7 protein-coding genes are annotated in these 6,739 nt (G+C 56.3%); all 7 read left to right on the top strand.

What is annotated here, in order from left to right:
- A partial coding sequence (locus ACXJ5O_RS15460; RefSeq protein ID WP_457300661.1) for a hypothetical protein occupies nt 1–256 on the top strand: 256 nt, incomplete at its 5' end.
- A 10-nt stretch (nt 257–266) separates the two neighbouring features.
- Nucleotides 267–989, top strand: a complete 723-nt coding sequence (locus ACXJ5O_RS15465) for a 4-carboxy-4-hydroxy-2-oxoadipate aldolase/oxaloacetate decarboxylase (RefSeq protein WP_457300662.1) — start codon at nt 267–269, stop codon at nt 987–989.
- A gap of 18 nt (nt 990–1,007) precedes the next feature.
- Nucleotides 1,008–2,486 (top strand): aldehyde dehydrogenase, encoded by a 1,479-nt coding sequence (locus ACXJ5O_RS15470; protein ID WP_457300663.1) that lies wholly within the window; start codon nt 1,008–1,010, stop codon nt 2,484–2,486.
- 187 nt (nt 2,487–2,673) lie between these two features.
- Complete coding sequence (locus ACXJ5O_RS15475) at nt 2,674–3,123, top strand: tripartite tricarboxylate transporter TctB family protein (protein WP_457300664.1); 450 nt, start codon at nt 2,674–2,676, stop codon at nt 3,121–3,123.
- Nucleotides 3,123–4,625, top strand: coding sequence for a tripartite tricarboxylate transporter permease (locus tag ACXJ5O_RS15480; RefSeq protein WP_457300665.1), 1,503 nt, complete (start codon nt 3,123–3,125; stop codon nt 4,623–4,625). The genes ACXJ5O_RS15475 and ACXJ5O_RS15480 overlap by 1 nt, the downstream gene beginning before the upstream one ends.
- 5 nt (nt 4,626–4,630) lie before the next feature.
- Entirely contained in the window at nt 4,631–5,788 is a 1,158-nt protein-coding gene (prpF, locus tag ACXJ5O_RS15485; RefSeq protein ID WP_457300666.1) for a 2-methylaconitate cis-trans isomerase PrpF, read from the top strand.
- A gap of 128 nt (nt 5,789–5,916) precedes the next feature.
- Nucleotides 5,917–6,739, top strand: an 823-nt coding sequence (locus ACXJ5O_RS15490) for a LysR substrate-binding domain-containing protein (RefSeq protein WP_457300667.1), incomplete at its 3' end; no start/stop codon positions are given.

The raw sequence follows: 6,739 nt of genomic DNA on the forward strand, positions 1-6,739 counted from the left end.
GTCTATGGGCCTAAAGGGTCAGCCAGGCCATCCTCGCGTTCGTAACGCTGTCGAAGCCGCTATTGAAACCATCGCCAAATCAGGACGGGTCGCTGGCATGAATGTTCAGGGTGATCTTGATGCCGTGGCGCATTATCGGCGTCTCGGTCTGCGCTGGATCAACGTTCACTTTAAGACGTTCGTCAGCAATGAAGCCAGAAATTTTCTCGGCAATATCCGCGCCGCCATGAACACAGACCGACCTTTCGGAATTTGAGGATATTGGGATGTATGGTCATATTTATCACAGCTTTGAACGGGTCCCGTCCGATTTGATCGAGCAGTTCAAAACTGTCGCGACGTCGACGCTGAGCGATGCGATGGGCCGTCATGGAGCGATGAAATCCACCATCCGGCCGATATTCGAAAACATAAGCATGGTCGGTTCAGCTTTCACTGTGCTCTGTTTCCCTGGCGATAACATTATGACCCACAAGGCGGTACACATGCTCCAGCCCGGAGATGTACTGATTATCGATGATGGCGATCATAATACTGGGTGCTTCGGGCATCGAAGTGCGATGCAGGTGCTGGCCCGCGGCGGAGTAGGCGTGGTCGCAAGCGGTTCGATCCGGGACGTGGCGGCGCTCCGCAAGGATCGTTTTCCCGTGTTTTGCCAGGGTGTTTCGCCCCGCGCTCCTCAAAAGTCTACGCCGGGCTCGATCAATGTCCCGGTGCACATTGGGGGAATCGTGGTTATCCCGGGGGACATCGTCGTGGGTGATGATGACGGGGTGGTGGTGGTACCGCGGCTGTTGGCTCGCCAGGTTCTGATGAAGGCGCTGGAACGTGATCGCGCCGAAGCTGACGCGCTGGCGGAGGGCAATCTGAGAGATCTGCTTCCGGACCCGGCCCATGGGGCTCTCGATGTCGACAAGCTGCTCAAGGGAAAAGTGATCGAACACTTTGAACCCTTTGGGTTTGCAAATTCCATTGGCGTAGACAAGTGATCCTGTAGAGAGGCGGCAATGCAGACTTTTCAGCACTATATCGATGGTAAATTCGTTGATCCAAGTGGTGGCGAATGGTTTGAGACAATCAACCCGTTTACAGCCAGGCCTTGGGCAAAGATTGCGCGCGGCAATGCCGTAGACGTGGACATGGCCGTCAAGGCCGCACATCGCGCGTCCACTCAGGACCCGTGGGCTTCAAGCACGGCAAGCGAGAGGGGAGCTCTACTGCACCGCATCGGCGATCTCGTTGCGCGGGAGGCGGAGCGTCTTGCAGCCACCGAGGTGCGCGACAATGGCAAGTTGATGGCGGAGATGCTGGCGCAACTGCGCTACATTCCCAACTGGTATTATTATTATGGTGGGCTGGCTGACAAGGTCCAGGGTGCGGTGATACCCCTCGATAAGAGGGGCTATCTCAACTATACGCGTTACGAGCCGCTTGGCGTGGTTGCTGTCATCACCCCCTGGAATTCGCCGCTTATGCTGACGACGTGGAAGCTCGCTCCGGCTCTGGCGGCGGGTAATTCCGTGGTCATTAAGCCTTCGGAATTCACATCCGCGTCGGTATTGGAGTTTGTCAAGCTTATCGAAGAGGCGGGCGCTCCCGCGGGCCTTGTCAATGTCGTCACCGGTTTCGGGAATGAAGTCGGCACGCCGCTTGTGGAACATCCTGATGTGGCCAAGGTGGCATTTACCGGTTCCGATGCTACCGGCAAAAGGATCTATGCCGCTGCGGCCCAGACCATGAAACACGTTACGATGGAACTGGGAGGCAAGTCGCCCAACATAATATTTGCCGATGCGGATATGGAAGAGGCGGTGAACGGAGCGATTTCCGGGATCTTCGCGGCCACCGGCCAGACCTGTCTTGCAGGATCACGACTGCTGGTCGAGGATTCTGTGCATGACGCATTCCTGGACCGGCTGATCGAAAAGGTGCGTACCGCCAGAATGGGCGATCCCGCCAACATGGACACGCAAGTCGGCCCCATTACCACACAGCCGCAATACGCCAAGGTGCTCAACTACATCGATATCGCCAAGAAAGAGGGAGYCACACTTGTTATTGGCGGAGAGCCAGGACGGCGACCCGAATGCGGCGACGGCTGGTTTGTCGAGCCAACCATTTTCAAGGACGTCGAAAATAGCATGCGCATCGCTCAGGAAGAGGTTTTCGGACCTGTCCTTTCGGTTATCCGTTTCAAGGACGAAAAGGATGCTGTGCGAATCGCCAACGAGACGATTTATGGTCTCGCTGCCGGTGTGTGGACCCGGGATATCGGCCGCGCGATTCGCATGACGGAGGCGCTGAAAGCTGGAACGGTCTGGGTGAATACCTATCGCGCCACAAGTTTTATGTCGCCGTTTGGCGGTTATCGCCAAAGCGGGATTGGACGGGAAAACGGCGCGGAGATGATCAAGGAATATCTGCAGATGAAGAGCGTTTGGATGAACTTCGATGCGCCCTCAGCCAACCCCTTCGTGCAAAGATAGAGCGGAGAATTTGAAGTTGTCGTGACGCATTCGGTTGTCCATAAGCGGAGGCTGATCGGCAAATCGGAAGCGATCCGAGGTCGAGACGGGCGACAAGGATGTTCGGGCATGGGAGATGCCTGAACCATCTCGTAGCGTCTTGAAGAGGAGATGCGGAGGGAAGCCGCACTAAAGATTGGGAGGAACCATGAAAATTCAGATCACCAAGGATTTCCTGAGTGGCGCGCTCTTCGGCGTCATAGGGCTCGGTACGATAATTCTCGCACAAAGCTATAAGCTCGGAAAGCCGGGAAACATGGGGCCGGGCTATTTCCCGATCATCCTCGGCGTGATCATGACGCTCATCGGCGTCACGATGCTCGTTCGATCAACGCTCAAGCCTGAAATGTCGGATCATGTCGCCAGCTGGGAGATCCGACCTCTCATCTTCATACTCGCTTCCGTGCTCCTGTTCAGCTTGCTCATCGATTCCGCCGGCCTCATTGTGGCGGTTATTGTGCTGGTCCTATCAAGCCGGCTGGGGGGCCGTGAAGGCAGCTTGCTCGAACTCGTTCTGATGGTCGTGGTTCTGACACTCATCGCAGTCGGCATCTTCGTCTATGGCCTGAATATCCCCTTGAAGTTGAGGCCCTGGTGATGGAACTCCTGCAACATCTTTCACTTGGCTTCAGCGTCGCCTTATCCCCGATGAACCTGCTCTATTGTTTCGCCGGCGTCCTTTTAGGTACGTTCATCGGCGTATTGCCGGGTGTGGGGCCTCTCGTAACCATCTCAGTGCTCTTGCCGCTGACTTACGGCTTGCCACCCGAAGGCGCGATGATCATGCTGGCCGGCATTTATTACGGTGCTGCCTATGGCGGCTCCACAACGGCTATTCTGGTTAATCTTCCTGGCGAATCCTCATCGGCGGTAACCTGCATCGATGGTTATCAAATGGCACGCCAAGGGCGTGCGGGACCGGCCCTTGCAATCGCAGCGATCGGGTCGGTCGTGGCAGGCTGCGTTGGGACTGTACTGATCGCGCTGATCGGGCCACCACTCGGTGAAGTAGCCCTGAAGTTCGGTGCGGCCGAATACTGCTCCCTGATGCTCATGGCACTCATTTCCGCCTCGGCACTTGTACGCGGCTCCCTGGTCAAGGGCATGGGCATGGCGTTTTGCGGTGCGATTTTCGGCTTGGCTGGCACGGATGTGAACTCCGGCATTGACCGGTTTACCTTCGGGATAAATGGTCTTGCAGAAGGGTTTGATTTCGTAGTGGTCGCGTCGGGGCTCTTCGCATTTTCGGAGATCGTCGCCAATCTGGGTGTTACCCAGCATCGGGAAGTCCTGCCCGGACAGGTCAAGAACCTTATGCCGTCGCGGGAAGACCTGAAAGCGTCTTGGAAGCCTATATTGCGGGGCACCGGCATCGGGGCCATTCTCGGCGTTCTGCCAGGAACCGGGCAAACCATAGCCTCCTTCGCGTCCTACGCGGTCGAAAGAAAGCTTGCAGTCGATCCCTCGCGTTTTGGCAAAGGTGCCATTGAAGGTGTGGCGGGGCCGGAGTCTGCCAACAATGCGGCTGCGCAAACGCATTTCATTCCAACTTTGACACTCGGAATTCCCAGCAGCGCGACAATGGCACTGCTACTGGGTGCGTTGATGATCCAGGGGATCACGCCCGGTCCCCAAGTAATGACGCAACACCCGCAATTGTTCTGGGGACTGGTCGCCAGCATGTGGATCGGCAATGTATTGCTGGTCATCCTCAATCTCCCGCTAGTCGGAGTATGGGTTACCCTGCTCAAGGTTCCATATCGCTGGCTCTACCCTCTTATTTTGGTTTTTTCCTGCATTGGCATCTACACGGTCAACATGAGTTCAACCGACGTGGCCTTTGCGGCGTTTTTCGGCCTGATCGGATATATCTTCCTTAAGCTGGATTGCGAACCGGCTCCGTTTATTCTGGGTTTTTTGCTCGGCCCCATGCTGGAGGAAAATTTCCGCCGCGCCATGCTGCAATCTCATGGCGACCTCAGTGTTTTCGTCACCGCGCCCCTCAGTGCGATCTTTCTCGCGGTTGCGTTTGGGTTGATGGTGATGATGATCTTTCCGATGATCCGCAAACGCAAGGATCAGGCCGTGACAGAAGGTTAGTAGTAATGCACCGCCGGATCCCTGCTGCTTTTATGCGCGGCGGTACGAGCAAGGGGTTATTCTTCAAGCCGGAAGACCTGCCGGTTGACCCGGAAGTGCGCGACCGCGTTTTGTTGCGGGTATTCGGCAGTCCGGACCCTTATGGCCGACAGATGGATGGCATGGGCGGTGGCTATTCCAGTACTAGCAAGACCGCGCTCATTTCGCGTTCAAATCGTCCTGACTGCGATGTCGACTATCTGTTTGGCCAGGTCGCGGTCGACAGGGCCTTTATCGACTGGTCGGGTGGATGCGACAATCTTATCGGCGCGGTCGGACCGTTTGCCGTTGAAGAGGGACTAGTGGAAGCGCCTGCGAACGGATTTTCTCGCGTTCGGATCTGGCAGGTCAATCTCGCRCAAAGAATCATCGCGGACGTGCCCATGCGTCGTGGTCAAGTGGAAGAAAATGGCGGGTTTCTGCTCGATGGAGTGATTTTTCCCGGTGCGGAGATCCGTATTGAGTATCAGCGAGAGGCAGAGAGCCCCGGCTTGTTCCCGACGGGAAATGTTGCCGAACGGCTGCAAGTGGTCGGACTGGGAACCTTGGAAGCCACGCTGATCAATGCCGGGATGCCGACTGTCATCGTTGACGCGGCGACGCTCGGACTGGCAGGGACGGAATTGCCTGAGGCGCTCAACAGTAATTCCGTCCTGTTTGAGCGCGTCGAATCGATCCGTTCGGCCGGGGCCGTGGCTATGGGCCTCTCGGCCACGCTCGAAGAGGCCACCAGGCAACGCCCGCATTCGCCGAAGCTKGCCTTCGTTTCGCCTTCGGTAGACTACATTACAGCGAGCGGCGTCAAGATCGAAGCGGGGGCGATTGATCTTGTAGCCCGGGTCTTTTCGATGGGAAAATTACACCATGCCATCACCGGCACGGGAGCGATCGCAATTGCCACCGCCCTCAAAGTTCCAGGGACAGTTGCAAACCGCCTGGCCGAGAGCAGAAACAAAACTGCCACACTTGGGCATGCTTCCGGCTTGTTGAACGTAGGTGTCGAGATTTCCGAAAGGAATGGCGAGTGGCTCCTAGGGCGAATCGTGATGAGCCGTACGGCCCGGCGGTTGATGGAAGGCTGGGTACGCATCCCGCTTGAGGTGTGGCCGAGCGACGCGGGATAGGCCTATGGCAACTGTCACGCAAGATTTAGCGCGATATCCGCCAATACCCTGTTTTCTCGCATTATTTACATGCAACCTGCGCGGACAGCGACATAGAATGGTTTGTCACCAATGAGTCAGGATACGTCATGGTCCATCTTCGCCAACTTCGTTATGTCATTGAGGTCAACAGGCAGGGCAATCATATATCCGCTGCCGCCGACGCATTGCATACCTCCCAACCGGGCATGAGTAAACAAATCCAGGAGTTGGAGCTGGAACTGGGATTTTCGATTTTCCAGCGAAGTCGGAACCGTGTGACCGGTTTGACCGATCCTGGTCGGGAAGTAGTGGAGATTGCCCAGCGAATACTCAATGAGGTGCAGAGCCTCAAAAGCATTCGCGAGGATTACGGTGCCCAGGAAGAGGGGACACTCACTATCGCTACCACGCATACTCATGCCCGCTATATCCTGCCCCGTGTCATCAAGAGCTTCGTGCAGCGTCATCCCAAGGTCCGTATTGCTCTGTTACAGGGCAATCCTACGGAAATTTGCGAGGCGGTTGAGGCTGGAAAGGCCGATCTGGCGGTGGGAACAGAAACATTGCGGCCGTTTCCACGCTTGCTGCGTCTCCCTTGCTACCAGATTACCCGCAGCCTGATTGCAAGGAAGGGGCACCCTATTTTGCGTGTCAAGAATCTCACGCTCGAAACGATCGCAAAATATCCGATGATCGCCCATGATCCGCATCGAAGCGGTCGATGGAAGATCGTTGACGCTTTCGAAAAACGTGGCATTACGCCGACCATTCTTTTTGATGCCGTTGATGCCGACGTGGGCAAGACTTATGTAGAACTGGGTTTGGGTATCGCCGTGATGGCGACCGACGCCGTCAATCTGCGCCAAGACAGGGATTTACGCTCTCGCGATGTGGGACATTTGTTCGAGGCAAGCACCAGCTACGTTACCC

This window comes from Phyllobacterium sp. P5_D12 (assembly GCF_054049495.1).